General features: G+C 47.3%; 30 protein-coding genes and 1 tRNA gene. 11 read left to right on the top strand and 20 right to left on the bottom strand.

Annotated features, from left to right (window positions below):
- Positions 1-300 precede the first annotated feature (300 nt).
- Genes HMPREF2954_RS03085 through HMPREF2954_RS03075 form a run of 3 tightly spaced genes read right to left on the bottom strand, consistent with a single transcriptional unit; the run spans position 301 to position 2,117 of the window.
- A complete protein-coding gene (locus HMPREF2954_RS03085; RefSeq protein ID WP_045073527.1) occupies positions 301-855 on the bottom strand; it encodes a hypothetical protein in 555 nt (184 codons plus the stop codon).
- Between the two features lie 17 nt (positions 856-872).
- Positions 873-1,661: an N-6 DNA methylase gene (locus HMPREF2954_RS03080; RefSeq protein WP_045073525.1), complete on the bottom strand. Its 789-nt coding sequence runs from the start codon at positions 1,659-1,661 to the stop codon at positions 873-875.
- Positions 1,662-1,718: 57 nt separating this feature from the next.
- Positions 1,719-2,117 carry a hypothetical protein gene (locus tag HMPREF2954_RS03075; protein WP_045073521.1) on the bottom strand — a complete coding sequence of 133 codons (399 nt, stop codon included), beginning with the start codon at positions 2,115-2,117 and terminating at the stop codon, positions 1,719-1,721.
- A 664-nt stretch (positions 2,118-2,781) separates the two neighbouring features.
- On the opposite strand from HMPREF2954_RS03075, the gene HMPREF2954_RS03070 reads away from it, so the two are divergent.
- Positions 2,782-3,162, top strand: coding sequence for a hypothetical protein (locus HMPREF2954_RS03070; protein WP_052673328.1), 381 nt, complete (start codon positions 2,782-2,784; stop codon positions 3,160-3,162).
- Between the two features lie 45 nt (positions 3,163-3,207).
- Here the strand turns inward: HMPREF2954_RS03070 and HMPREF2954_RS03065 are convergent, their stop codons facing one another.
- From HMPREF2954_RS03065 to HMPREF2954_RS03040, 6 genes are all read right to left on the bottom strand, one after another.
- Entirely contained in the window at positions 3,208-3,612 is a 405-nt protein-coding gene (locus tag HMPREF2954_RS03065) for a type II toxin-antitoxin system VapC family toxin (RefSeq protein ID WP_045073518.1), read from the bottom strand.
- A complete protein-coding gene (locus HMPREF2954_RS03060) occupies positions 3,609-3,896 on the bottom strand; it encodes an AbrB/MazE/SpoVT family DNA-binding domain-containing protein (protein WP_016687813.1) in 288 nt (95 codons plus the stop codon). Before HMPREF2954_RS03060 ends, HMPREF2954_RS03065 begins: the two co-directional genes overlap by 4 nt.
- A 183-nt stretch (positions 3,897-4,079) precedes the next feature.
- A complete protein-coding gene (locus tag HMPREF2954_RS03055; protein ID WP_019271414.1) occupies positions 4,080-4,340 on the bottom strand; it encodes a Txe/YoeB family addiction module toxin in 261 nt (86 codons plus the stop codon).
- Positions 4,340-4,588, bottom strand: coding sequence for a type II toxin-antitoxin system Phd/YefM family antitoxin (locus HMPREF2954_RS03050; RefSeq protein ID WP_231574631.1), 249 nt, complete (start codon positions 4,586-4,588; stop codon positions 4,340-4,342). The genes HMPREF2954_RS03055 and HMPREF2954_RS03050 overlap by 1 nt, the downstream gene beginning before the upstream one ends.
- Before the next feature lie 507 nt (positions 4,589-5,095).
- Entirely contained in the window at positions 5,096-5,863 is a 768-nt protein-coding gene (locus HMPREF2954_RS03045) for a hypothetical protein (RefSeq protein ID WP_045073513.1), read from the bottom strand.
- Between the two features lie 15 nt (positions 5,864-5,878).
- Positions 5,879-6,079, bottom strand: coding sequence for a transcriptional regulator (locus HMPREF2954_RS03040; RefSeq protein ID WP_016688100.1), 201 nt, complete (start codon positions 6,077-6,079; stop codon positions 5,879-5,881).
- A gap of 120 nt (positions 6,080-6,199) precedes the next feature.
- On the opposite strand from HMPREF2954_RS03040, the gene HMPREF2954_RS03035 reads away from it, so the two are divergent.
- Positions 6,200-6,802, top strand: a complete 603-nt coding sequence (locus tag HMPREF2954_RS03035; RefSeq protein ID WP_019271417.1) for a LexA family transcriptional regulator — start codon at positions 6,200-6,202, stop codon at positions 6,800-6,802.
- A gap of 117 nt (positions 6,803-6,919) precedes the next feature.
- On the opposite strand, the gene HMPREF2954_RS03030 is transcribed toward HMPREF2954_RS03035, so the two are convergent.
- Both HMPREF2954_RS03030 and HMPREF2954_RS03025 read right to left on the bottom strand, forming a co-directional pair.
- A complete protein-coding gene (locus tag HMPREF2954_RS03030; protein ID WP_019271418.1) occupies positions 6,920-7,306 on the bottom strand; it encodes a type II toxin-antitoxin system VapC family toxin in 387 nt (128 codons plus the stop codon).
- Positions 7,303-7,548 (bottom strand): type II toxin-antitoxin system Phd/YefM family antitoxin, encoded by a 246-nt coding sequence (locus HMPREF2954_RS03025; RefSeq protein WP_019271419.1) that lies wholly within the window; start codon positions 7,546-7,548, stop codon positions 7,303-7,305. Before HMPREF2954_RS03025 ends, HMPREF2954_RS03030 begins: the two co-directional genes overlap by 4 nt.
- Before the next feature lie 760 nt (positions 7,549-8,308).
- Between HMPREF2954_RS03025 and HMPREF2954_RS03020 the strand changes: the two genes are divergently transcribed.
- Positions 8,309-8,614 carry a hypothetical protein gene (locus tag HMPREF2954_RS03020; RefSeq protein WP_045073504.1) on the top strand — a complete coding sequence of 102 codons (306 nt, stop codon included), beginning with the start codon at positions 8,309-8,311 and terminating at the stop codon, positions 8,612-8,614.
- Between the two features lie 599 nt (positions 8,615-9,213).
- Here the strand turns inward: HMPREF2954_RS03020 and HMPREF2954_RS03015 are convergent.
- Complete coding sequence (locus tag HMPREF2954_RS03015; RefSeq protein WP_141745297.1) at positions 9,214-9,837, bottom strand: hypothetical protein; 624 nt, start codon at positions 9,835-9,837, stop codon at positions 9,214-9,216.
- A 379-nt stretch (positions 9,838-10,216) separates the two neighbouring features.
- On the opposite strand from HMPREF2954_RS03015, the gene HMPREF2954_RS03010 reads away from it, so the two are divergent.
- The 7 genes from HMPREF2954_RS03010 to HMPREF2954_RS13210 all read left to right on the top strand — a co-directional run bounded on the left by HMPREF2954_RS03010 (position 10,217) and on the right by HMPREF2954_RS13210 (position 14,396).
- Positions 10,217-10,495 carry a hypothetical protein gene (locus HMPREF2954_RS03010; RefSeq protein WP_045073499.1) on the top strand — a complete coding sequence of 93 codons (279 nt, stop codon included), beginning with the start codon at positions 10,217-10,219 and terminating at the stop codon, positions 10,493-10,495.
- Positions 10,496-10,693: 198 nt separating this feature from the next.
- The gene (locus HMPREF2954_RS12655; RefSeq protein WP_168165591.1) at positions 10,694-10,861 is read left to right on the top strand and encodes a hypothetical protein; all 168 of its coding nucleotides are present in this window, start codon (positions 10,694-10,696) and stop codon (positions 10,859-10,861) included.
- A 126-nt stretch (positions 10,862-10,987) separates the two neighbouring features.
- Positions 10,988-11,539: a TrbM/KikA/MpfK family conjugal transfer protein gene (locus HMPREF2954_RS03005; RefSeq protein ID WP_070613224.1), complete on the top strand. Its 552-nt coding sequence runs from the start codon at positions 10,988-10,990 to the stop codon at positions 11,537-11,539.
- Between the two features lie 150 nt (positions 11,540-11,689).
- Complete coding sequence (locus tag HMPREF2954_RS03000) at positions 11,690-12,451, top strand: P-loop NTPase family protein (RefSeq protein ID WP_045073495.1); 762 nt, start codon at positions 11,690-11,692, stop codon at positions 12,449-12,451.
- On the top strand, positions 12,451-12,900 hold the full coding sequence (locus HMPREF2954_RS02995; protein ID WP_045073493.1) for a hypothetical protein: 450 nt from the start codon (positions 12,451-12,453) through the stop codon (positions 12,898-12,900). Before HMPREF2954_RS03000 ends, HMPREF2954_RS02995 begins: the two co-directional genes overlap by 1 nt.
- Before the next feature lie 264 nt (positions 12,901-13,164).
- Positions 13,165-13,494 (top strand): excisionase family DNA-binding protein, encoded by a 330-nt coding sequence (locus tag HMPREF2954_RS11405; RefSeq protein ID WP_082054517.1) that lies wholly within the window; start codon positions 13,165-13,167, stop codon positions 13,492-13,494.
- On the top strand, positions 13,404-14,396 hold the full coding sequence (locus HMPREF2954_RS13210) for a tyrosine-type recombinase/integrase (protein ID WP_231574633.1): 993 nt from the start codon (positions 13,404-13,406) through the stop codon (positions 14,394-14,396). Before HMPREF2954_RS11405 ends, HMPREF2954_RS13210 begins: the two co-directional genes overlap by 91 nt.
- Before the next feature lie 37 nt (positions 14,397-14,433).
- On the opposite strand, the gene HMPREF2954_RS02980 is transcribed toward HMPREF2954_RS13210, so the two are convergent.
- Together HMPREF2954_RS02980 and apbC are read right to left on the bottom strand one after the other, a co-directional pair.
- Positions 14,434-14,509, bottom strand: a tRNA-Lys gene (locus HMPREF2954_RS02980).
- 170 nt (positions 14,510-14,679) lie between these two features.
- Positions 14,680-15,759, bottom strand: a complete 1,080-nt coding sequence (apbC, locus tag HMPREF2954_RS02975) for an iron-sulfur cluster carrier protein ApbC (RefSeq protein ID WP_045073487.1) — start codon at positions 15,757-15,759, stop codon at positions 14,680-14,682.
- 178 nt (positions 15,760-15,937) lie between these two features.
- Here apbC and queA point away from each other — a divergent pair, with 178 nt between their 5' ends.
- On the top strand, positions 15,938-16,981 hold the full coding sequence (queA, locus tag HMPREF2954_RS02970) for a tRNA preQ1(34) S-adenosylmethionine ribosyltransferase-isomerase QueA (RefSeq protein ID WP_045073485.1): 1,044 nt from the start codon (positions 15,938-15,940) through the stop codon (positions 16,979-16,981).
- 302 nt (positions 16,982-17,283) lie between these two features.
- On the opposite strand, the gene HMPREF2954_RS02965 is transcribed toward queA, so the two are convergent.
- The 6 genes from HMPREF2954_RS02965 to HMPREF2954_RS02940 all read right to left on the bottom strand — a co-directional run bounded on the left by HMPREF2954_RS02965 (position 17,284) and on the right by HMPREF2954_RS02940 (position 23,302).
- Entirely contained in the window at positions 17,284-17,511 is a 228-nt protein-coding gene (locus HMPREF2954_RS02965) for a hypothetical protein (RefSeq protein ID WP_045073609.1), read from the bottom strand.
- A 289-nt stretch (positions 17,512-17,800) separates the two neighbouring features.
- Positions 17,801-18,559: an iron ABC transporter ATP-binding protein gene (locus HMPREF2954_RS02960; protein WP_045073606.1), complete on the bottom strand. Its 759-nt coding sequence runs from the start codon at positions 18,557-18,559 to the stop codon at positions 17,801-17,803.
- 71 nt (positions 18,560-18,630) lie between these two features.
- Positions 18,631-19,254: an FmdE family protein gene (locus HMPREF2954_RS02955; RefSeq protein ID WP_045073482.1), complete on the bottom strand. Its 624-nt coding sequence runs from the start codon at positions 19,252-19,254 to the stop codon at positions 18,631-18,633.
- A gap of 58 nt (positions 19,255-19,312) precedes the next feature.
- The gene (locus HMPREF2954_RS02950) at positions 19,313-21,178 is read right to left on the bottom strand and encodes an acyltransferase family protein (protein ID WP_045073480.1); all 1,866 of its coding nucleotides are present in this window, start codon (positions 21,176-21,178) and stop codon (positions 19,313-19,315) included.
- A 161-nt stretch (positions 21,179-21,339) separates the two neighbouring features.
- Entirely contained in the window at positions 21,340-22,338 is a 999-nt protein-coding gene (locus tag HMPREF2954_RS02945; RefSeq protein ID WP_082054515.1) for an iron chelate uptake ABC transporter family permease subunit, read from the bottom strand.
- The gene (locus HMPREF2954_RS02940; protein ID WP_045073602.1) at positions 22,328-23,302 is read right to left on the bottom strand and encodes an ABC transporter permease; all 975 of its coding nucleotides are present in this window, start codon (positions 23,300-23,302) and stop codon (positions 22,328-22,330) included. Before HMPREF2954_RS02940 ends, HMPREF2954_RS02945 begins: the two co-directional genes overlap by 11 nt.
- Positions 23,303-23,701: the final 399 nt, after the last annotated feature.

Below are 23,701 nucleotides of genomic sequence, written 5' to 3'. Positions count from 1 at the left end.
ATTTGACGATGCGCTACTGTCCTATTTTGATTTTGATTTTGATTTTAATTTACTATACTAATTTTTCATAAATAAAAAAGCCCGCCGTAGGGGGCAAGAGAAAAATAGGCGTGGCAATTTTGCAGGCTGCCGAAGGTGCCGGAAAAGTTGCCTAAGTCTGTTTTTCTCTTGGGGGCGTGGGGACGTTTCTGCCGAACCTTGAGAGGCGGTAACGGGGCTGCGGCGGGCGTTTTTTTCCGTTAAGTTTCCTTCAGCATATAAAGGTCGTCTGAAATCGCCGTTTCAGACGACCTTTATATCTTAGTCATTGTAAATAACCTGCTCTACCGTCCACCATGTATGCTGGTAATTAGCCTGAAAATCTTCAATTTTCCATTGAATATTTTCATCGCCGCCCCCTGTATCATAGATAAATTTTTTGTTAGAACCTATAAAATGTGTTGCCCTAATACAACCTTTTCTGATGCTCACTTCAATTTCAGAAACATTATCCAACATCAAAAACTTAATTAGGGCTTCGGTATCCAGTCGCGTTTCAGCGGGAATTTTACCTTTAAGGCATTCAGAAAACATTTTGTCATACGTTTCACGCGGCAATAATGCAAATGTTTCCGTCATCGTGCCTACACTATAATCATGACAGGTATCCTTCAACAAATCATAGGTAAAATCCGAACTGCCTTTTAATGCAGTTGCAAAAAGTTCGACACAATCGTCAGCCGTCAAGCCGTCATTCAGTGCATCCATATGCCGCCACATCCGCATAAAAATTTCTCGGATTTCCTTCGGGCTTAACGCCGAAATTTCATTTAAAATTCTATCTATCATATTCACTTCTTTCACATCCTGAATCATCACTCTTCTACCTTTCTTTAAAACAAAACCAACTGTTCTTCCAATGTCAATACGGGGGCGGTTATCTTCGTTTCGTCTTGACTGTGCTGTTTTGCGTCGAAAGCGGCTTTTTTATCAGCTTCAATTTCAGCTCTCATATCGTCTTCAAAACCGCCACGCAACCAATGCACTGTGCGCCATGCCGTATGAAATTCGTTTTTTAAACTGTCTCCATGTATGATTTTTGCGGGGATACCGTAAAAATGGCATTGCACAAAACACATCCACACACACAAAACATCTATATCCACCGCAACCGCTGCCATATGTAAAGTCGGAACTTTTCCGCTATCGGCGATATGTTCAGCAAAGGCAAGCAGATTCGCACCGCTCCCGCAACATGGTTCAAGTAAGGAAACAAATCTTTGTTTCTCCAGTTTCTCCGCCGTGTCGATTCTTGCCAGTTTCGCCATCATCCTTGACACTGACATCGGCGTAAAATACTGCCCGTTACGCTCGTTTGACGCGCCCAAGTCCATATAAAGCTCACCCAAAAAATCTTCGTAGCTTCCGACGCTTACCGCACGAAGACAGCCTGAAGTTAAAACGCCCAACAGCTCAGGAAAGATTTTAAAAGCCTCTTCTTTATATTCTCGGCGGATAGTGTGGTATCGTTCCTCGCGTATTGCCCAATCATCATCCCGCATATAACTATTAAAAATCGCAAGGGCTGCCAGCTCCACGAAATCACGAAAAACATCAGACGGTTTATATGCCGCACCGAATGAATAAATAAGTTTTTTCAGGTCTTTAACCGTGTTATCCATTTTTTTGCTCCCGAAGGTTTCAGACGACCTTTGCCGCCCGAAACCGTTTAAATGGCATTACCACCAACTGTCATAGAAAACTGCTCGCCCCTCAGCTATCGCTAATCGCGCATTCGCTATAAAATTTTTGGTTTCTGTGATGTCTTCGGGATAAATTTGTGAATCTCCAAAGAAAAAGCCCGGCGTGTGTTCTAGTTTTTCATCATTTAAATCAGCTTCCAGCCGTTCCAAATCTTCGAGTTCTAACCGCACAGTGCAACAATTAAATACATCGGCTTTGCCGCCTTTCTGCCGATATAGTTTTTCCATCCAGCCATGTAGATGGTTAAACTTCCGCCAGTACGCAAATTGATTCAGTTCTGCTTCATCGCGTTCATCTTCACTCACATTCACATCGGTTTGACGGTCGCCAACAAACTCGGCATTCATGGTGTAGCCGTACATATCAAGTCCCATTTGATAATCCTTTCATAAATGTTCATTCATAAATAAACAACCATCGGGGGCAGCGGCCGCCGTGTTGTGATGTCGTAAAAAATTTCAAAGCGCAAAAAGTCCAGACTGGCTTTGTGCGGCTTTTATCTTTGTCCGGTGCGCCCTCTCGGCGTGGTGGAAAAGGTGGAAGCCGTGCAAAGACACTTGTCTTGGTCTGGACTTTTTGCGCTTTGAAATTTAGACATCAACCAACAACACGGCGGCCGCTGCCCCCGATGGTTGTTTCAAACCTTCAGCCGCTTTGCGGCGTTTCCGCCCTTTTGGGCGGAATTGAAAAAACGCTTTAGGGCGTTTTTTGGCACTCGTTGCCTATCCTGCGTTGTAGTTAAATTTGGTGTTGTACTTATGAAATATCCCTTTTTGAAGGGTAGATACGCGCTGATTGAGAAAATATTAGTTCAAATATTAGATATTATTGGATTCAAATAGATTGATATTAGATTATTAATAGGATGAATTTAGATTAAAATAGACTATTAATAGATTTAGTTAGATTTAAAATAGTTGTAAAATTAGAATGATATTAGATTGAAAAATAGATTCTGTTAGTTTAATATTAGATTTTATAGGCTATATATTAGATATTATTAGATTTAAATAGATTTATATTGGATTGGAATTATATATGGGTATTTCGGTAGAAAAATTCATAACCGAGCAGGAAGAAAAAGGGCGTCGATCTAAATTGGAACCGTTCAAAACAGACATCCTGCTACTTAAGCAAAAAGGCTTTTCTCAAAAACAGATTCAACAGTTTTTGAAGGAAAACGGTCTCAAAGTTGGACTAACGACAATTAACTGGTTTATCAAAACACGTTCAAAATCAGAAACAGTCCATAAACCTGAAAACAGCAAAGTGGAAGTTCAAAAAGCTCCGCGACTGCAAAATCATTTGCAAAAAAATGAATCCCAAAATTCAAAAATACCGGCAAATGGCTCATCTGAAACAGCAGGCGAAGGCAAGTTTGACTGGCAGAGTGGGATTGATCCAGAGGAATACAAATGAAAAAGCCGTCTGATTCACTCAGACGGCTGTACCAACAACAACGAATTATTTAATCTGCTCGACTACCAAGCCCTTACTTTCAAGCAAAACTGCTGCCTTACGGTCAAAAGTAACGAAACACGACGCTCCCATCATGCGTCCCAAAAACTCGTTGACTCCGTCGGCAAAGTCGCCATTGTCTTCCATAATGGCAAACCCCGCTCCCAGCTCGTCCTCCTGAATAACCAAATTGGGGATAGATTCGGAGAAACTGCGAAGTTGTTGCAAAACAAGGTTTTTTTCCATTTTATAACTACGGGTCAAAACCCATACGCATTCTAAAAATACCGTGGTTGGCACAATCACACTATCAGCATTTTCCAGTAATTCCAATGCCTTATCTCTTTGTACCAAATCGTCATCAACGAACAACCGTACCAAAACATTGGTATCAATAGCAATCTGCCTCATTTGAGTTTCAATCCTTCAGAACCTGCCGCTGCCCCAGCATCGGCAATAGCTTCGTTCAGCTCGTCAATGGAGAGATGGACATCATGCGGATTGCCCAAACAACCGGCGAAATCCCTAAATGATTTGTCAGAAACAGGTTTCTTCTTTTCCGCCCGTATCCGCAGCTCGCCGTTAGGCAGTTTGCTGACATGGATTCTGTCTCCGGCAGTAATGCCCAAATGCAGCAAAAACTCTTTTTTCAGCGTAACCTGATTTTTAGCGGTTAATCTCAAAGCCGTTCCCATGATTAATCTCCATCAAACAAAGTAAGGTAACTTTACCTTACTCTATGTTTCGTCTCAACCCATTTATCCACAAAATTCATCAGGCAAAGGTAAATTCGACTGGCAGAATGAGATTAATCCGGAGGAATACAAATAAAAAAGCCGTCTGAATTTTCAGACGGCTTTCGAGGTAAAATACCGCGTTCAGCGTTCGTAATGGTATCGGCAGGCATAAACCGTTACTGTATCTTCTTCTACCGAGTAAACCAAACGGTGTTCCCGATCAATCCTTCGTGACCACAGCCCCGATTTCTGATGACGCAGCGGTTCAGGTTTACCGATTCCCTTCGGATGGTTGGCTTTAATATCTTCCAAAAGCAACTTGATCCGTTCAACCTTCCTGGCATCGTGCTTTTTCCAATAAGCCAAATCTTCGGCGGCATCGGTGGTAAAACGGTGCTTCATCACAGATCAACCTCTACAAATTCTCCCTGTTCTGCCTGAGCCAGCGAGTGTTCCAAACGTGCAGCATTGGCAGGATTTCCGAACAGGTAAAGCGTCTCCATAATAGAGCCGTACTCTTCTTCAGACATCAAGACACAGTTCCCTCCGTTCCGGCGCGTAATATGTGTTACTACTTGGTCTTCGCACACTTTGGTCATAACCTTCGCCAAATCTTCACGGGCTGCGGTGTAGCTGATTACATAGTCCATTTTTTGTATCTCCATTAAGCAACACAATTAATTGTACAGTAAACCTGTACATATTTCTAGCTATTTATCCACAAAACCTGTACATATCCCCTCCTCAAAAACACCCCATATCCGCCCAAACGCCAATATCTATCTACATAGATCATAAATTGCACAAAAAACAATCAGGCGGCCGCCTGTAATATTTTTTGATAGTGGTCTGTGGATGTGGTCTTTGTATAAAGGCCGTCCTATACGGACAAAGTTCTCTGTCTTCTAAAGCCAAAGTTCTTTGTTCAATATGTACAAACACAATGTTTTCAATTACTTATTTTCATCAAAAAAGCGGGTTCTGATAATCTAATTGGTATAAAAACACGAAAGCAGGACGGAAAAACAGGTAAACATAACCCAATCTGCGCCGAAAAACAGGCAAAACAGCCTTTCAGACGACCTTTTCAGCGGCAAAAGGCACAAAAAAAGCTGCCGGAGCAGCGTTTGAGCGTGGCGGTGCCAACAGCCTGATGATTACTGTTTTTTCCTAAAGAGGTTTTTGAGATTTTGGCGATCGGGATTGTCGGGATTCCGCTGCCCGCTTGTATCAGGGGGCGGATGGGAGGATTGTTTGATTTGTTCTTCATACTCAGCCCGCGCTTTGCGCGTGGCCGCCTCGGACGTGGACGGCGCGGGGATATTGGAGGGACGGTCGGAGGCGTAGAAGCCTGCCCAGCCGTTCAGAATAGCTTTCCGCATGGCCGCTTCGAGATCGTAGTTCTTATTTTTGAGGTCTTTGAGCTGGTTGAGCAGGATTTTTTTCTGCTTGATATTGAGGGGCTTGCCTTTTTCGGCGCGCATCTTCAAAAAGTCATTCCAAAGACCGAGATTAATCCATTTCTCGAGGCGGAAATTGTCTGTATCGATATGATAGCGGCTGTCGAATTGCGGCACTGCCTCGCCTTTAACTAGATAGCAAAGCTCCAATAAACGCTCTTTATTGAGCTGCCAGTGCATTCTGCCGTGTACGCCTGCACGTCGGCATTGGATCACGCCTTTGCCCAATAAAAACTTTCTCGCTTTCTCGTACCCACGTCGCGTCAGTCCGAACTCGTCAAATAACTGGGTAGCCGTCTTGTATATCCAGCCATGACGTTTCGGCTCTTTGTCAACCACATCGCTCCACCAAAACAGCCCCGACAGCAATGTTGCCGCCTGAATATTAGAGCCGCACAAAAGCCCGAACTCGCGATAAACCACGAAGTCCGTTGTAATGTGATGGCGGAGGTCGGCGGTGAGCATGATTATTCCGAATGTTCAGTCGAATAAATCAGGTCTCAGTTCTTTTTTCTTCACTTTGGAGTCGGTCAATTTCTCGATCTTGATGGCAACCTCGGGCGGAATTTTGTTTCTACCATGAATCCAACTATTCACTGTTGAGCGTTGAACACCTAACTTTCGAGCTAATGATGCCTGACTACCAATTAATTCGACTACTACTTGAAGAGCTTTCAGCATATATTTTCTCGGTAAAATATTATCTTAAGTATATTTTTAATATACATATTAGTCAATTATTCAGATGCGACAACTATTTTGAGTCTATATAGAATCAAATTTTTAAATCAAGACTGTCCTATGAACTACGATTTGGCTAAATGGGTCACAAATGCAAGAAGGCAGGCGCGCTTGACGCAAGAAGAGTTGGCTGAGGCAATTGGATTCTCTGGCAAGGGTAGCGTTTCCGCTCTTGAAAAAGGAAGGAATAAGCCTACATTTGAGGTTATGGTAAAAATATCTGAGGTATGCAATTATCCACTACCTTACCAAAATCAAGTGATCAATAATAATGCAAATCATATACAAGTAGGAGGAAACAATTTTGGAGATGCCTCTTTTTCTTGCACACACAACGATAAGATAGATAGTCCTCTAATAAATCTTGAGAATGTCCCCCGGACCGGTTTTATAAAACCTTTTTTGGCTCGCGTCCCTGATAACGATTTACAAAGTGAAGGGATTTTCAAAAATGATATTCTAACTATTAACCCAAATATCATAGCCAAACATGGTGATTTTATAATGGTAGTCTCTGCACACAACCGAGGCATTGTTGCAAAACTTCTGCTGGATATAAAGAATCAGCATTTTTTAAAATACAATGATAACCAACCCGAAATCATGCCGTCCGATGCGAATATTATTGGCGTAGTTATTAATCTTAATAGAAACTTTTCCTAGCCAAACACAAGCCCTATTTTGAAGTTTGCCAATCAACATCTAATCAGAGAAAACTACTAGTTAAACCAAAAAGGTCGTCTGAAAGTTCAGACGACCTTTTGTGTTTGAAGTATATTTTTACTTGCTTGCATCAATTACCCTGATTCCGTATTGAGGGATATATCCGTCAACAGTCATCAGTTCTAAGCCTTCCGCTTGAGTTTGAGCAATCAGCATTCTGTCAAAGGGATCTCGGTGTATCGGAGGGAGTAATCCTGCTTGTTTTGCATGGAAGAAATCTATTGGCAGATTCTCAAAATCCTGTTGCCCTGTAATATCAAAAAATTCTTCAGGCAGTTTCAGCAGCCCTTTATTTAATTTGATGGAAATTTCCCAAATGCTTGCTGCACTGACAAAAATCAGATTATTGGGATTTCTGATTATTTTATGGGCATTTTCGCCTAATTTGTCATCATCCATCAGCCACCACAGTAAAACGTGCGTATCTAACAGAATCTTTCTCATAGTGAAGAAGCCTCAAATAAATCTGCGGTATCGTCATCACTTTCAAGGATTCTGGAAATATCGGTATTTTGGGAATTGCTGAATTTTTTCAGACCGCCTGCTTTCCGCTCTTGTTTGACAATACCGGTCAATTGAACGCAGGGTTTTCCTGCCTTGGCGATAATGACGGTTTCGCCTGCCTCAGCTTTTTGAATCAATTGGCTGAGATTGGTTTTTGCCTGATGGATATTTGCCTGGAACATGATTAATACCTTTAACTTAGTTTAGTTAGCTAACTATATCCTATATTGCAATAAACAGCTACTATTTTCATCAAAACAAAAAGGTCGTCTAAAAGTTCAGACGACCTTTTTGTTTTTCACATTTCTAGGACACCAATTTCAATTCCCCAAAAAGGTCGTTTCAAGGTTCAGATGTCCTTTCTTTTTTTAAATGAAAATAAAACATTAATAATCAATAAGTAAAAAATTTTCTTAGGAAAAATGTCAACTTGTAATAGACAGGTATGTATATTTAAAATATACTAAACATAACAATTTGATCTTTAACAGTTTGGAACGTAGCAACCGGCCTTCGGAGTTATTTCGGCTTAAAAAGTCCGAAACAACAAGCGTAGAAAAGGCGATCGAGCCTTTGGGTAAATCGGATAAACGGTTGCGGGCAGCTTTCAACCTGCCAAAAAAAATGCCGCGCATCCGGGTAGCCTGATGAGAGGGTCCGGTAACAGGCGGCAAGTTGGACGTATTTTTTAATCGGGACGTAATCCCGATGCAGCAGCGATAATCTGCGGACAAGCTGCAAAATACATTTGGTTTTTCTTTTTCCCCGCCGTGAGCGGGTATTTATCGGATAAATCCGATAGGGCGTATGCCCAAATGTTCAGACGGCTCTACCCGTCTTTAAAGGTGTATCCAAATCCAAGCCCACTTCTTGCACAAGTGGGTTTCCGTTTAGATTCATCCGAAATAATCAGACAGTTTATTATAGTTCAAAGGTGCGGTTATGACAAATATGACAAAGGATGAAATTAAAGCCCTGCAAATCAAAGCAGCAGAAATCAGTGATCATTTTGAAAAACGCTCGGCGGTTTATGTGCGATCGGGACAGGAAATTTATGAGGCGAACCGTGAGAATCACGATGACGCATTCGTCACATCGTGCATCGCGAACGACTACTGGTGGAAGTTTGAGTGGTATCTGAAAGGCAGCGATCTTTGGAAAGATAGCGATTTTGACGATATTGATGAGATTGCTGCGGAGTTTGAGGGGTGGTTTGCAGGATTTTGTCAGAAGAAATCGGCAAATTGACAGCACCTGTCGGCTGTATGTGCTGTATATGACTGTATGTGGTTGTCTGTGGCTGTATATCAGGATAAAATAAAGCCGTCGGGTGCGCCAAGAACCGACGGCTGCTTTATATTAAGTTGTCTTAGACTGCTACCAAGCAGGAATCGAAGCAAATAAAAGCAAAACTAATACTGCAATTTTTATTATTTTCACGAGGCTCCACCTCCTTTCGGGCGGTTCGATGCCGTGATACGCCTGACTTTCTCAGGGTGCGGGCGTATCGGTGCAGTCCGACCGCCTGACGTGATTATACTGCAAACCCGCTTATTCTGAATAAGCGGGTTTTGTTTTTGGGTCGTTTGAAGATGGCTTCAGACGACCTTTTCTACCACCTGAGTTCACATTTGGAGATGAATGATAAGATGGACTGCTGCAATAAAATCAGGCTGTTTATAATTTTAACATGGGCGTTGTTACATTCTTTCCATATATTCCGAGGTTGGAAAGAGTACGACAGGCAATCGGCTTTGATAACGATAACCAACGGCGTTCAGGTATGGATTTTATCTGAAATAATTATTTGGACATCCTTGGATGTCAGCTCATGCCACGGTTGCTCCTCATTTTTTAAGTGATGGGTATTCTTGCATCTCTATTTTGATGGGATTGTTAAATATGAACCGATAGCAGACCGTATCATTCTTCCGTATGGCAAAACTGCCCCGATTTGGTTTGCAGTCTGAATAGCTGTACGCATCCAACATGAGCAGCCAACGATCATATTCGACGGCTTGGTCATACGTTTTGATAAGAAGCCCCCACATCATGCACAGTGTTATTGCATATATCCCTTTTTTAAGTGATTTAAACACGGGAGCTCTTCTACCCTCTTTCATGAGTTTGAGTATATGCCACAAGATTGGAAGTGTTAAAAACATACCTGCGGTAATGACAGTCCATACGGAAATTGAATAATTGAGATATTCGGGATAGATTCCGTATTTGTGATTGAAATGATGGGTCGCGAATATTTTGGCGACAAATAATGCGAAGGCAGAAGTAACAAAAAACCTCCATGTCCATTTGAACTTTTTTGTGACCTCACTGCGGTTTTTCCATAACTGCCAAGCGGAAAACAATACGCATAAAAATACAAACAGTGGCAGTATTTGTATAAAAAACAGCGATAAATAAATAACGCTGACAGCAATATTTTCAAATAAGTCTTTTGAATGTTTTTCCATGGGCATTTCTTGTTTCGTGTAAAGAGAAGATGTGGTAATCCAATCTTAACACGGGTAAAGAAATGCCCGCCTATTCCCAAGATCGTCTGAAAACGTTTCAGACGACCTTTTCTACCGCCTAGCTACACAAAAGGCGGCGCGCAACTCAGCAGCTCGGAGCAAAAAGACTGAGCGGTTCCGATACCGTCCGTGTGTGATGTTGTGTGAACAAACACTTTGCCCGTGAACAACCAGCAGTAGCGGGAGGGTAAAAATCGGCGGCATGGCAGTTATCGCGCTTTGCCGTTTTGAGCGATGCCCTGATAAGGCTGACTACCGGCAATAGGTCGGGGAGCAGGTGGAAGCCCTGCATTTCAGCCTGTTTTGACGGAGACGCAAAATGAAGCAAGAGAACGACGCCTTAGTACGACTGAAGGCAAACATAGATGTCAAACTGCGCCATGCAGTGGAATACCGCCGCGATCAGGAAGAACGTGAAATGCTGGAGCGCATGATTTCACGGGGCGTGATTCCCCAAGACGATTACAGCAAGGAGGAACGGAAACTGCTGGTTAAGGCGTTCTTCGCCAGTATTTTCGGGCAGAAACAGGTTTCCATCGAGGAGGCAACACAAGAGGTTGAATCTGTATTGAGGGGAATTTTAAAGGCTAGAGGATAAACATTATTTTATCGAACTCTTGAGGCTTCCCGTGTCGTATGTATCGCCGCAAGCATCAATCAAACGTCCTGCCTGACGTTAAGGGCTGACTACCGGCAACAGGTCGGGGAGCAGGTGGAAGCCCTGCAATTAAATTCTGAGGTCGTCTGAAAACGTTTCAGACGACCTTCACTTTATCTGAAAGCGAAAGGAAGCAACATGAAAAAAATCGGAAAGCCCGTCAAACAGATCGTCATCGGTACTTATCAAAGCATGAGAGCCGCTGCCCAGCAGGTTGACCTGCTGATGAAGGGCAATGGTGATTTATGTGTGAACATTGTCCAAGAAGGAAGAAAGTTCCAAGTTCGGACGGTCGTATGGCAATGAAAAAACCGCTTTGTTGAGAAAGCGGTTTTTTCTGAGATTGGGTAATCTCGTGGGGTACGCAGATTATCCTTTTTTTCGTCTTTGGTTTCAATACCCGCATCGGTGGGTCTTTTAAAAGGTATGTGTATGAATAAATCTTTGGGTTTGCTGGCGGCCGCCATGCTGGGGGCTGCTCCTGCGGCTTTTGCCGACGATGTGCTGACGGGCGATACTCGCTTGGCGTGCGAGGCGGTTTTGTGCCTGTCGTCAGGCGACCGTCCAAGCGAGTGTGCGCCGTCGATTAAGCGTTATTTTTCGATCCGACACAAGAAATTGGGAGATACCCTCAAAGCACGTCGGAACTTCTTGAAGATGTGTCCGGCAAGTTCTGAAAATCGGGAAATGGCTGGATTAGTAGATGCCATCGCGGAAGGAGCCGGTCGTTGTGATGCAAAAGAGTTGAATCGAATGATGCGTTACCCGGCATGGGAACAGGTTTGCGAACAGAAAACCTATAACCGTCTTGGCCGAAACTACACCAAACAGGAAAACTGTCAGATGGTTAAAAAATTCCGTGTCCGTCCCGATAAACCGCAATACTGCAAAGCATATTTTGAACATGGTTGGACAACCACTGGCGACAAGGTGCGTTATGTAGGCGAAGAGAAAACCGGTGGTCGTTGGGTTGATGTTCACTGAAAATTTCACTCCTGCTCTACATCGGCATAATGTTTAGCAGTTTATGCAGCTCTTCCGAAAGGTGAGAGCTGCTTTTTTACAAACGAAAGCCTGTTCAAGGGCGAGCAGGTTTCTTTTTGTGAAAAATCATTACAAACGAAAGGTTATGCCATGAAGGAAGTCCATTTTATTGCCCAGGGTAAGGGCGGGGTCGGTAAATCTACGATTGCTGCATTTACCGCCGACTACTTGAAAAACGCCGCAGCCGCAGCCATGCCTGTCCCTCTGTTCTGCTTCGATACAGACCCTGTAAACCAAACCTTTCTGCGTCATCAGGCTTTCAAACCCGAGCTGGTTAAAATCATGACGGAACACAATACCATCAATTCGCGTAATTTTGACGGTTTGGTGGAAAAATTGGTGTTCGAAGAAGGCATAGCCATTGTTGACAACGGCGCGGCAACGTTTGTGCCGTTGATGTCCTATATGGCGGAGAACTCAATTCCGGAGTTGTTGGCCGAGAATAATGTTCGGATGGTAATTCATGTGCCACTGACGGGCGGACAGGCATTGAACGACTGTATTACCGGGTTAGTACAGATACTGAAAAGCCTGAAAGCCGAGGTTGTTGTGTGGTTGAACGATTTTCGGGGAAACGTGGAGCAGGAGAAACCGTTTGACCAATTTAAAGTTTATAAAGAATTTAAAGACCAAATTATAGGTATCGTACATATTCCGAACCGCAATCCCGACACTTTCGGTAAAGACCTGGAGGAGATGACAAGTAAAAATTTATCACTGTCCGAAGCAATCACATCTGACACATTTGGCTTGATGCCGCGCCAGCGTCTGAAAACCGTACAGCGCGATTTGTGGCAACAACTGGATAAAGTCCCGTTCTTGGCAACGCAGCAAACAGACGGAAGCGAGTGATGATGAATCAAGCCGATGTAGATGCCATTATTGCAGAAACATTCCGCCTGTCGGGCGTAAAGCTGACGGCGGACGATCCCATCATTCCCATCCTGCTGATAATGGAAGGCCGTCTGAAAGCCCTGTTTGCCGAGCAGCGTGTCCATACCCGTCAGGATTTTGACGAAATCACTGCCGAAATCGAAGAACCGCTGAAAGCAGCGGTTCAGATTGCGGAAGATTTGAAAACCTATCGGGCACAGATTCTGGCTGATCTGCTGGCAGGGTACGGCAAAGAATTGTCCGAAAGCGAAGGACGAATATCCAGTTCCATTCAACAAAAAATTGCAAAGCAAACTCAAGCACATATTGATGAAGTGGTAGCTAAAATGAATCGTTCTTGGTTAGTCGCTGCATTGATATTTTTTGCAATTCTTCTATTGGGGCTCTTTATTCCAAAATTTGTATAGGATTCATATGTTATCGGAATCAAGAATAAAGGTCGTTACCGTGAAAGTGGGTAGGCTGTTCGCGCCGACGGACGAACAGTATCCGCACTACCGCCTTGTTCCAATCGAAACAGACAGGCAGGGTTATCTCTGCCTGCTGTTTTATATCAACAGGAGCAATTTTTTGGTACTTGAGCCGCGTATTAAACGATATGCGGCAGTTCGGCGGTTGTCGCTGCTGCTGGAAAATGCCCCCTATACGGTCTATGAAACAGTGAGGTAGCCATGAAAACTTATGACGTAAAAGAAGCGGCGCAATACTGTAAATGCCACCCCGAAACCATACGGGAACACATCCGCTCCGGCCGTTTGGCAGCCTCCATGCCCGGGCGGAAATACTGTATCACGCAGCCCGCACTTGACGCATTTTTGACCGAACTGGAAAATGCGCGGTTGCTGGCTTCACTCGAAAGTAGGAGTGAACAAAAATGCCGATCTATAAACGCGAAAACGGCGTCTATTACATTGACATCACAACGCGCAGCGGTCAAAGAATTAGACAATCTTCTCGCACCAAAGACAAAAATGAAGCCCAAAGGCTGCATGACAAACTGAAACATGAATTGTGGCAGCAGGAACATTTCAACGAAAAACCGAAACGGCTGTGGGATGAAGCGGCAGTTCGGTGGATTGAAGAGATGGGGGACAAGAAAAGCATCAGGGATGACATCAGCCGGTTGCGCTGCCTAGTTCATTTCAGAGGTGTCTTCTTGCACCATATGAGCCGTGATTTCATCATGCAGACCATCAACCGCATGACTTGTTCGGACAGTACCAAAAATCGCTATCTTGCCTTAATCCGTTCGATTTTGAATAAGGCGGAAAAAGAATGGGGCTGGCTGGACAATGTGCCGAAGTTGAAGCTGTATCGTGAAGCCAAACGCCGTATCCGTTGGCTGAAACATGAAGAAGCCCAAAGGCTGATTGATGCCCTGCCGGAGTATTTGGCCGATATGGCAGTGTTCAGCTTAGCGACAGGCTTGCGGCAACGCAATGTATTGGGGCTGAAGTGGTCGCAGATCAATCTAAGCCGCAAGACGGCATGGATTGAGGCCGACGAAGCCAAAGCAGGACGCGCTATCGGCGTTGCCCTGAATCAGACGGCACTCGGTATATTGCAAAAACGGATGGGCAAACACCCGTCTTTTGTTTTTACCCAACCAAACGGCAAACCCGTGAAAAGCATCAGTTCGCGTATTTGGAAAAACTCATTGTCCCAGGCAGGCATTGTTGATTTCAGATGGCACGATCTGAGGCATACTTGGGCAAGTTGGCTGGTACAAGCCGGAGTTCCGCTCGCCGCTTTGCAGGAAATGGGCGGTTGGGAAAATGTCGGGATGGTTCAGAAGTATGCCCATCTAGCCCCCGAACATTTGCACGGACACGCGGCTATATTGGACAGTGTCGGTCTTAGTTTCGACACAAAACAGGCACACCCCAAGATAGGCGGTGGCTAAGAAAAAAGCCTAAACAATTGTTTAGGCTTAGGAAAAGTGGTGGGTCGTGAGCGATTCGAACGCTCGACCAACGGATTAAAAGTCCGCTGCTCTACCGACTGAGCTAACGACCCGATAAGCTGTGAATTATAGAAGGCGAGACTTTTCGTGTCAAGCAATTTTCTCAAAACAACAAGATTAAATCTTTAAATATTTGATTTTCTGATTATTCGCTTTTGCATAATCTTCAGCACCACAAGGTCGTCTGAAACCGTTCGAAAGGCTTTCAGACAACCTCTGCCCGTTATTCCACTACAATTTTTGGGAAACGGCTGCTGAAATCTTTGCCTTTGTCTGCAATCGTCAGTGCGATTTGGAAGGCTGCGTCTGTGTAGATTTTGGCAATGGCGGGATGTTCGTCAAACAACTGTTTCGCCGTGCCGCCATCCATTGCTTCACGCACGGGCAGGCTTAACGGGAGTTGTCCGAGCAGCGGGACATTCAGACGGCCTGCCAAGTTTTTGCCGCCTTCAGAACCGAAAATAGCTTCGGCATGACCGCAGTTGGAGCAGATATGTACCGACATGTTTTCCAGTACGCCGAAAATCGGAATATTGACTTTGTGGAACATATCGACTGCTTTGCGCGCATCAATCAGGGCAATGTCTTGCGGCGTGGTAACGACGACCGAACCGGTTACGGGGATTTTCTGCGACAGGGTGAGCTGGATGTCGCCAGTACCCGGCGGCAGGTCGATGAAGAGGTAGTCCACTTCGTCCCACTCGCTTTGGAACATCAACTGCTGCAAGGCTTGGCTGACCATCGGGCCGCGCCAAACGACGGCTTGGTCGGTATCGACCAGAAAGCCGATGGACATCACTTGGATGCCGCTGTCGGCTTCGACGGGAATCAGTTTTTTGTTTTGTTGGTCAGGTTTGCGGTCTTGTACGCCCAACATGGTCGGTTGGCTGGGACCGTAGAGGTCGGCATCCAGTACGCCCACGCGTGCGCCCATGCGTGCCATGGCGGTGGCAAGATTGGCGGTAGTGGTGGATTTGCCGACACCGCCTTTGCCGGATGCAACGGCGATAATGTTTTTGACGCCTTTGATGGTGGCAACGCCGGGCTGTACTTTGTGCGTTGTGATTTCCGTGTCGATGCTGAGGTGGATATGCGCGTCGCCCGTGATGCCGATGACGGCTTCTTGCAGGCTGTTGGCGATGTCGGCGGCGATATGCCCGACGGGGAATCCGAATTTCAGTCCGATATGGAGGCCGTCGGAACGTTCTTCCAACAGTTTGACGGCTTTTTCACTGCCGAGCGTGCGTTCGGTGCCGGGGATTTTTACTGCTTCGATTGCAGCGGAAATGGCGGGGATATTCATGTTGTTCTCTCTGATGCGGTGGCGTTTGAAACAGAACGAATGATACCGTATTGCCTTGTTAGGACGCAAAATATTGCGGGCTTGGCGTTTCAGACGACCTTTCGCATGAAACGCCAAGCCCGCGGGGAAATGCGTATAATGACCGCCTGACAAAATTTGTAAGCATCAAAATAAGATTATGGACATTTCCGATTTCGATTTTACCCTGCCCGACCGATTAATTGCCCAGCATCCGCCTGAAGTGCGCGGCAGCAGCCGCCTTTTGGTCGCGCTGCCCGATATGCCGCTGCAAGACCGCGTATTCGGCGATTTGCCTGATTATATTGAGGCGGGCGACGTTTTGGTGTTCAACAACACCAAAGTCATGAAAGCGCGGCTGTTCGGGCAAAAAGAGAGCGGCGGAAAAATCGAGGCCTTGATAGAGCGCGTTTTGGACAACCATACCGCACTGGCGCACATCCGCTCGTCCAAATCGCCCAAACCCGGCACAAAGCTGATTTTTGAAGGCGATATTTGTGCCGTCATGGTGGAGCGTGCGGACGAACTGTTCTGCCTGCGTTTTGAAGGCGAACAAACCGTTTACGAACTTCTGGAGCAAAACGGCCATTTGCCGCTGCCGCCTTATATCGAACGCGCTGCCGGCGCGGATGACGACAAGCGTTATCAAACCGTCTACGCCAAACATCAGGGCGCGGTCGCGGCGCCGACGGCAGGTTTGCACTTTACAGACGAGCTTTTAGGTCGTCTGAAAGCCAAAGGCGTGGAAACGGCGGAAGTGACCCTGCACGTCGGTGCGGGAACGTTCCAGCCCGTGCGCGTGGACAAAATCGAAGAACACAAAATGCACAGCGAATGGTTTGACGTACCGCCCGAAACCGTCGCCGCCATCGAAGCCGCCCATGCGCGCGGAAACAAAGTTTGGGCAGTCGGCACCACTTCCATGCGCGCCCTCGAATCCGCCGCGCGCGAGACAGGCCGTCTGAAAGCGGGACAGGGCGACACGGATATCTTCATCACGCCGGGCTACCGCTTCCGCGTCATCGACCGCCTGATTACCAATTTTCACCTGCCCAAATCCACGCTTCTGATGCTCGTCAGCGCGTTTTCGAGCATGGAACACATCCGTTCGGTATACCGCCATGCGGTCGAACATGAATACCGTTTTTTCAGCTATGGGGACGCGATGGTTTTGGGGCGGAGCGAAACGGACATCGCGGATTGAAAGATACTGCCCCTCCTGCCGCCCTTCTCGCTCTGGAAATCGGCTTTTGAATTCAGCAATGGTTTTAAACGCCTATTTCGTAAAATTTCCTATGGATTCCCGCCCGCGCGGGAATAACGGCAGGAACCTTATTATTTCGGTTCGCCATCTGTCTCCCGGTTCAATATGAAACCGGCTTTATAGTGGATTAACTTTAAACCAGTACGGCGTTGCCTCGCCTTGCCGTACTATCTGTACTGTCTGCGGCTTCGTCGCCTTGTCCTGATTTAAAGTTAATCCACTATAATTCATGAAGTCGAACTTCAATTATTTGCATCTTCCTTTTCTTGATTGGTTTTCCTGAAAATTCGTCTAACAAAAACATAGGGAAGAAATATTGAAAGAAAATTCAAAGTCCCCTGAATAAAATTCAAATTCCAACTGTATTTATTGATATAGCCGAGAAGGAACATATCAGATAAAAAATATAGAAATTGATAACAAGCTATGGCCAATATTACAAAAAATATAAACTGCTTCCAGTTGTTCATATAATCCCTCACACCATTTCCAAAAGGTCCAACGCTGCCAACGATACATCCATACCCTTGCTGCTTCATGCTTTTCCTGATTGAAGCCCGTCAGTAGGTTTTTCAATAACAAATATTCATTATTGCCGATGCATTCTAAAGCTTTTTCAGACTCATCCGTACTTATTCCCCATCAAATACCCTTTACATTCAGCCGCAGCTTGATGTCGTCTGAAAACGGGGTTACGTTGAGGTTGATGATGGAAGGTCGTCTGAAAACTTTTCAGACGACCTTTTCCACATCCGCATCTCAAACGTGATGGATAACCAGCTTCTTGCCCTGATAGTCCAATACGTCCACATCCATATCAAACAAATCTTTAATATTTTCAGCAGTAAAAATGTCGTTCGGCGTGCCGGTCATGGCGACTTGTCCGTTTTTCATGGCGATGACGTGGTCGGCGTAGGCGGCGGCTTGGTTGATGTCGTGCAGGACGACGACGGTGGTGCGCTTGTGTTCACGGGTCAGCCGTTGAAGCAGCTGCATGAGTGCGCGGGCGTGGTACATATCGAGGTTGTTGAGCGGTTCGTCCAAGAGGACGTAATCGGTGCTTTGGCAGAAGACCATGGCAATCATGGCGCGTTGGCGTTGTCCGCCGGAGAGTTCGGTCAGGTAGCGGTTGGCGAAGCTGTCCAGTTTGAACTCAGAAAGTGCGTTTTCGACGATGGCGAGGTCTTCGGGGGTCGGCCTGCCTTGGTGGTAGGGGTAACGCCCGAACATGAGCAGGTCGCGCACGGTAATGCGGCTCATGACGCTGTTTTCTTGGGTCAGGATGGAGAGCGTTTTTGCCAGCTCGGCGGTGGGCGTGGTCGAAACATCTTTGCCGGCGTAACTGATGCTACCCTGTTCCAGCGGGCGGAGGCGCGCCATGAAGGAGAGGAGCGTGGATTTGCCTGCGCCGTTTGGACCGATGAGCGCGGTGATGCCGCCTTCGGGGATGTCGAGGCTGACGTTGTTGAGGATGGGGTTGCCGCCGATGTGGAAGCTGACGTTGCGGATGGTAATCATGATGGGTGTGATGTGTGGATTTGTTTTCAGACGACCTCCGAACATGAGAGGTCGTCTGAAAAGGATGGGCTTCAGATTTCGCGAACGATGACGAATTGGGGATTGTCTGCCAAATCAATCAAGAAGGCTTTAACACGCGCCTGCCAGAGTTCGCCGAAACGTTTGAGTTCTTCTACGGTGGCGGTGCCGCTGACGGCTTTGGGCATGATGTCGCGCATTTCGGGGGCGAAGGGCTGCATGGCGGCGTTGAGGCTGACGGCGACGGTTTTACCGTTGTCTTTGCGGCGCAGGGTCAGCGTGCCTTCGATGTCGGCATCGAAACTCAACAGGTTGCGACGGACGAAGCGTCCTTGCGGGCCGACGCCGCCGAAGCCGGTTTCGGGAGCGGCGCCGGTTAAGAGTTGGACGACGGATGCGGTAACGCCGACCGTGCCTTCGTCGCGCGCGCCCTGCATGGCGGCTTCGATTCCGCCGCGCTTCGGCAGATCGCTGCCGTAAAGTGCTTTCAGGCCTTTAAGCGTCATGAGGTACGCGCCTGCAACGGTGGGGCAGGAGTGTCCGCACAGGCGGACGGCATCGGCGTAGCGATACTGCATGATGCCCTCCTCTGCCGCGCCGAGAAATTCGGCGAGCGCGTCTTGGACGGTCAGCGTCGGGGCTTGCTCGAAAAATTCGGGAAAGTGTTCTTGAGTCATACGGTATCCTTTTGCTTTAAAGAGGTCGTCTGAATCTGTTTTCAGACGACCTTTGTGCTTATTTCAACAGGGTGCGTTTATCGTTGATAAACATTTCGGCAATTTTACTTGAACCGAACGGGTTGAGGTGGTTGGTATCGAAATACACCGGCAGCCCGTCTATAAGTTTGTCCGCGGGGATGTACTGCATAAAGTCCACCCACTGCACGCCGCGGTGCTGCTTCACGATTTTTTCGACTTCGTCTTCCGACTTGGCGGAATCGCGGATTTCTGCCTTTTTATCCTCTGAAACATAATTGATGTCGATGCCGAGCTTTTGTCTCAGATAATAACGCCGCAACGGCAACTGCCCGTCCATAGGCGTATCGGCCAAAACGTACACTTTTTTGCCCGCCTTCACCAAATCCTCCAGCATTGTGTTGAACCGTTCCAAAAATTCCGGTTTGGCGGTATGGAGGAACCAGCGTTGCGAAATGATGATGACAGGATAGTCTTTGGTTTTTTGTTCGATAAACCTGTTATACGGATTGCAGCGGTCAGCGCGGCGGTCGCTGTCGGGCAGGACGAATCCGAACGCGGTGGCGCAGCTGTTGGACGTGATAACGTCTGCCGACCAGCCTTCTTTTTTGCCGACAATGTCGAGGAAGGGGCTCAAATGGGCGGCATGCGAGTCGCCGATGACCAAAACTTCAGGTTTTTGGTTTGCCGCGCCGACGGCGCAATCGGTTTTGGTCAGCGTGTCCGCGCAAATTTTGCTTTCATCGGCCTTGTACAAACTGCTTTCAAACGCGGCGGGTTTGGCGGTCATCAGGTAGGTTGCCGCAGGAATCAGCAGCGCGAAATAAGCCGCCATACTCCATTTGAATTTCGCCGTCGTAAAATTCTTCGCCTTCCGCGCCGGCGTTTCCACAAAATAATAAGACAACACCGACAACAGCAGCATGATGATGACAGCCAATGCCGATGCGGCAAGCGGAAGCTGCGCGTCCATATAAATGTAGCGCATGAGCGCCAACACCACCCAGTGCCACAAATACAGCGAATACGAAATCAACCCGATAAACACTACGGGCTTGAGGCTCAACAGTTTGGACGTATTGAAACCTTCCTGCATCTGCAATGATTTGCCCGAATAAATCAAACCGCCGACCGCCAGACAGCAAAGCAGCCGTTCGATATTTCCCGCGCCGGGCAGGACGCCGTAGGGCAACACCAGCGTGGCGGCGATGACCGCCATCATCAGCCATCCGAACAGCGGCGTACTGGCTTTATCGTTTTGTTCGGCAGGCGGAATGAAGGCAAAAAGCGAACCGACCAGCAGCTCATAAGCGCGCACATGCGGCAGGAAATACGCCTCCATGCCCAAAGTCGGCAACAGCGCGGAAAACAGGCTGATGACAATCAGCAAAAGGATAAACGTCCGCACATTGCGCCGTTTGCTGATACGGAAAAACAAAATCAGCAACGCGGGGAAAATAAAGTAAAACTGTTCTTCCAACGACAGCGACCAAATGTGCTGCAACGGCTTTTCCGTCGCATCCGCATCAAAATAGCCGCCGCGGCGGGCAAAGAACAGGTTGGCGGCAAACAGCAAGGCATAGACGGCGGATTTGACGTATTGGCGCAAATCGAAAGACAAAAAGAAAATGGCGGCAACGACCGTCGTGCAAAGCAATACACAGGCAAAGACAGGCAAGATGCGTTTGGCGCGGCGTTTGTAAAACTCGAGAAACGAAAAACTGCCGTCGCGAATCTCGCGGCTGATAATGGTCGTGATCAAATATCCCGACAACACGAAAAACATATCCACACCCAAAAAACCACCCGGCAGCCATTGGGGATCGATATGAAATACGATGACGGATAAAACGGCCAATGCCCGTATCCCGTCCAAATCAGGACGGTATTTCAACACTTTACTCATAACTCATACCTGATAGTAATCTCAGTGATGTTTACTATGAGTATAAACTCAATATTTAGTTTCACGCCCCCTATTAAATTTAAAGGGTGTACAAAATCAAAATACAGTCTGGAAATGATGAATTACCGCCTGAATTCAGGCTGGAAAAGTTTTCAGACGACCTACCGCTTGCGTTTCAGCACCAAATATAAAAACACCAGCCCGCCCGCAAATTCAACCACTACGCTCAACACCGCCTTCATGCCGAGCAGGTGTTCGAACACGGTTTGCCCGCCGACCAGCAGGATGCCGCCGACGCACACCGTCATCGGCAGCCGCACACTATGACGCACGCTCGGGGCAAAATGGTTGGCAAGCGCAGCAGCCAGCAGGCCGAAGAAGCTGACCGGCCCGACCACCGCCGTCGCCGTTGCCACCAGCGCGGCAATCCAAAGCAGCAGCCACAAAGTATTGCGCGTGTAGTTTATGCCCAAATTAATCGTTTGGTCGCGCCCCAAAAGATGGACGTCCAGACGGTGCCGCTCGCGCCAAACCACCACCGCGCTCGCCAGCAGAATCAGCGCGCCCACGCCCAAAAGCTCGCTGTGGACGGTATTGAAGTTCGCAAACATATTCGCCTGCGCCGCCGTAAATTCCTCCGGATCAATCATGCGCGTCAACAGCGAAGAGAGGCTGCGGAACAAAATCCCGAAAATCACGCCGATCAAAATCATGCGCGACAAATCGCGCCCGCCCTGCCGGATGAGCGTGTAAAACAAAAGCAGCGAACCGCCCATCATCATCACCAGCTCAAAGCCGAACTTGCCCGTCAGCGGCAGCGACGTATAGCCCACCCCGCCCAAGGCAAACAGCAAAAGCGTTTGCAAAAATACATACAGTGAGTCGAAGCCCAAAATCGAAGGCGTAAGGATCGGGTTGTTCGTCAACGTTTGGAAAAGCTGAGTCGAAACCCCGACCGCATACGCCACCAGCAGCAAAGCCGCCAGTTTGGTCAGCCGCAGCTGCAACACAAAATCCCAATCGCCTTGGATGTTCAAAGTCAGGAACAAGGTGCAACAAGCGAGCAGCAAGATAAACGCCGCCCACAGCGGACGGGAAGAACCCTGCATAAACGCAACCTTGTTCGAGCGAAGCGCGCTACGCTTGTTTTCAGACGACATGGGCAGGCTTCCTCAACAAAATCCACAAGAACAACACCGTACCCAACACACCGAACACGGTTGAGACCGGAATCTCAAACGGGAACACAATCACGCGTCCCAAAATATCGCACAAAAGCACCAGCGACGCGCCGAGCAAAGCCACCGCAGGCAGGCTTTGGCGCAGCTTGTCGCCCATCAGGCGGCTGATGATGTTCGGCACGACCAGCCCGATAAACGGAATATTGCCGACCGTTACCAACACCAGCGACGTAATCAGCGCGACAATCACCAAGCCGACCCACAACACCGCCGTCCGGTTCAGACCCAGATTCACGCTCACCGTCTCGCCCAAGCCCAAAATCGTCAGCTGGTCGGCAATCAAATACGCCGTCAACGCCAAGCCGCCCGTCAGCCACAGCAATTCGTAACGCCCCAACAGCACGCCCGAAAAATCGCCCTGCTGCCACACGCTCAACATCTGCATCATCTCAAACTCATACGCGATAAACGTCGCCACCGCCTCGATAACGCCGCCGAAAATAATCCCCACCAGCGGCACCATCAACTGCGCCGTCGGCGGCAAACGGCGTATCAGCATCATAAACACCAGCATCCCCGCCAACGCCGCCGCAGCCGCCACCGACATTTTCGCCGTCAGCCCGGCAGCCGGAAACATCAGCGTCATCACCAACACACCCAACGCCGCGCTCTGACTTGCGCCCACCATAGACGGCTCGACAAAACGGTTGCGCATCAAAATCTGCATAATCATCCCCGCCACCGCCATCGATGCCCCCGTCAGCACAATCGCAAACGTGCGCGGCAGGCGGCTGACCAGCATCAGTTCCGTACTGTCAGACAAAGTCCAGCGAAACACATCCGCCCAGCGGAAATCGCCGACGCCCACCGACAGACTGACGACAAACAGCACCACCAGCACAAAGCAGTTGATTAAATTTAAAGATAAAGGTTTGACGGACATAAGGGAAAAATGTGAAATATTTAAAACACGGCAACAGCCATGTTCGGCAATGTAATGCATCTTCCCCCTCTTTCAACATGAGGGGACACTTTGAATTTCGGCGTCTTTTAAAACAATCTCATCCTAAATACCCCATCCTTTCAGGATATGGCAAGGGGCAAAATTGCTGTTATGGCAATCAAGGTCGTCTGAAAATAAATCAGGCAACACCTTAATAAAATTCTGATACAAACCAAAAATCGTGCTAACGATAACATTTACTACAAAAAGAGACAATATTTATTCGAATAATAACCATTCTTGATGAAAACAAAGTTTGCCGGCATAGAATCCCATTAATAGGAATCTCCGTTTCCGCACAAATCTACTGTATCTTTCCAAATCCCATTTGCTATAAAA

It is taken from the genome of Neisseria sp. HMSC067H09, assembly GCF_001814135.1.
Classification (GTDB): Bacteria; Pseudomonadota; Gammaproteobacteria; order Burkholderiales; family Neisseriaceae; genus Neisseria.
This window is presented reverse-complemented; position numbering and strand designations above follow the sequence as displayed.